This window comes from Candidatus Synechococcus spongiarum SH4 (assembly GCF_000586015.1).
Lineage (GTDB): Bacteria > Cyanobacteriota > Cyanobacteriia > PCC-6307 > Cyanobiaceae > Synechococcus_B > Synechococcus_B spongiarum_F.
In genome coordinates, this window is sequence record NZ_JENA01000246.1 from 1 (window position 1) to 2384 (window position 2384).

The window sequence follows — 2384 nt, forward strand, 5'->3', positions numbered from 1 at the left end:
ACAACGAACGGAGGAGCACACCTGCCGGAGCGCGGTGGCGGTGCCGGAGAGCACCACTTGGCCGGCGCTGTTGTCGTTGGCAATCACCACGTCCTGTTGCGCCGCCACGGCAGCCTCCAGTTCAGCCCGCACAAAGCCCATCACAGCGGTCATGGCGCCCCCCGCCGCCGCAGCCATCAATTCGCTCCGTTGCTTCACCAGGGCCAGCCCCGTCCGGAAGTCAAAGCACCCCGCCCCGTACAGCGCCGTCAACTCCCCCAAACTGTGCCCCGCCAGCACGTCCGCCTGGCGCCCCTGCTGCCGGCAACGATCCAACAGGACGGACTCCAGCACAAACAGGGCCGGCTGGCTGTTGCGGGTGTCGTTGAGGTCATGGCCCGGCCCGTCGTCGCCCCCCCCACAAATGGCCAGCAGGTCGCGCCCCAGCAGTTCACTGGCCTGGGCAAAGCGCTCCTGCGCCAGGTCGTCCTGCAACACCCCTGCGGTCATGCCCCGCTTCTGTGATCCCTGACCGGGAAACACCCAGGCTGTGCCCATGCCTCCATCCTGATGGTTGCCGGAGAGTCTAGGGTCACCCCAATTCTGGATAAGGAGGCCACCGGGGAAGAGCCTTATCCTCTCAACCGCCACAGCCACCGCCGCCACCACAGCCACCGCCGCCACAGTAGCTACCCCCGCTGTGACTGCTCCTCTTCCTCTCTTGAATGTAATTCTCTATAACATTCTGGATGACTTGTCTCTTAGTATTGCTATCCACTTGAGGAAATCCAACCTTCTCATAGATGTGGAAAAAAAAGCTGATGAGACGTTTGATGATAAGCATGGTAGAAGCCAGGACCAGTGAATAAATACGTTCCCCATGATCATACTGTAATAATCTTTTTTTATGCAATCGTTTATAGCATCATGGATAGCCTGGATCTTCCGGAGCTCAGCAATTGTGAGATACTTGCCATGTCGTTTAATATGATTATCTTAAATAGTTTCAATCTTAGTATAGATAGTGACAAAAAATGGTATAAGGAAACGAGAATCGTAGAATGTAGATGTAAAACAAACTGCAGCAAAAAGAGTTACTAGCAAGATTCCAATTAATAGTAAAAATCCACTTATTATTGTGAATCCAATTAATGTTGAGATTGCGTCCATGGTATTGTTGTATGCCTTTGCCGAACCACTCAGGAAGTATGCATCTAAAAAGAATACTGATACGCCTATTAGAGAGCTTAGTGCAGTCAAGCCCTTCCAGCCCAGATATCTTCTTCCATGGCCAATTTTTAGCCGCCTTAAACTATGGGACGTCCCATTGAGACGCTCCAGATCAGCCAGTCTTGGGCGTCGGCAATCAAAACGCCCATGGGCAGCCTTGGCATCCTTCTCCGCCACGCCTTGGTAACGTGTGGCAATGTGGGATTTGGAGTGGGGCCAGATTTCTGCAGGAGGCTCCACGTCAAAGGCGGACTGATACAAGGCCAGTGTTTCCAGCCATGCCTCCCGCAGGTTGACCGCATCCTCATCCCCTCGCATCCCGAAATACGGGAAATGATGCAGCATGGAGCCGAAACAGTATTGACAATCCTCAATATACTTGCGGGTGTCCAGGATATGGAGATGCCAAAACTTATCCACCAGCTTGGAAGGCACAATGAGATATTTGCTATCCTTTCTGTGTTCAAGACATAAAACGAGAAAACGGCGATATTCCCTTGAGACCCGATCAGCAAAAGTAAAGGTCCAGCCGTAGCCTTCTTCAGCATCCATGGCCTTGACAAGAATCGGCTCCAGGTCCAGGTCTGCCAGGATCCATTCCCTTCTCTTGCTGAGACTAGCTGTGTTGGGAGAGTTCTCCCGGTCTCTCGAACCCATGAACCACCCTCCTTACCCACGAAGCATTCGCTGAGTTTAGTAGGCCTTGCAGCAGGTTGTCCCTGGGATCACGTCGATGAGAATATTTGACAAACTAAAGCCCGCCAGGCCGCCCCCAACGCAACAGGGCGGCCCCCCAACTCAGACCCGCTCCAAAGCCGCTGCTGGCGATCAGGTGACCGGGCCGGATCCGCTGCGCCGCCACCGCCTCGTGGAGCATGAGGGGAATGGTGGCGGCCGAGGTGTTGCCGTAATTCCCCAGATTGCTCAACACCTTGGCGGCAGGAATACCGAGGCGCTGGGCCACGGAGGCCAGAATCCGCTCGTTGGCCTGGTGGAGCAGCAGCCAGTCCAGTTGTTCCGCCGTGACGCCAGCCTGCTTCAGGGCTTGATTCAACACCAGGGGCGCCTGCTGGACAGCGAACTTGTACACCTCCTGTCCATCCATGGCAATGGGTTGGAAGCCGCCGGAGCCGGCTTGAAGCTGGTCATGGAGGGTCTGGGGAGTGGCCTGACGG

General features: G+C 55.2%; 4 protein-coding genes. All 4 read right to left on the reverse strand.

All coding sequences use genetic code 11. The annotated features are described in order from the left end of the window. Positions 1-537, reverse strand: a 537-nt coding sequence (locus tag BG35_RS0109195; RefSeq protein ID WP_025782585.1) for an ACP S-malonyltransferase, incomplete at its 3' end; no start/stop codon positions are given. Between the two features lie 82 nt (positions 538-619). Beyond that, positions 620-823 carry a hypothetical protein gene (locus BG35_RS13390; protein ID WP_152535267.1) on the reverse strand — a complete coding sequence of 68 codons (204 nt, stop codon included), beginning with the start codon at positions 821-823 and terminating at the stop codon, positions 620-622. Positions 824-975: 152 nt separating this feature from the next. Next, the gene (locus BG35_RS12885) at positions 976-1761 is read right to left on the reverse strand and encodes a glycine-rich domain-containing protein (RefSeq protein ID WP_161632598.1); all 786 of its coding nucleotides are present in this window, start codon (positions 1759-1761) and stop codon (positions 976-978) included. A gap of 199 nt (positions 1762-1960) precedes the next feature. Then, on the reverse strand, positions 1961-2384 hold a 424-nt coding region (locus BG35_RS0109205), incomplete at its 5' end, for a 3-oxoacyl-[acyl-carrier-protein] synthase III C-terminal domain-containing protein (RefSeq protein ID WP_025782587.1).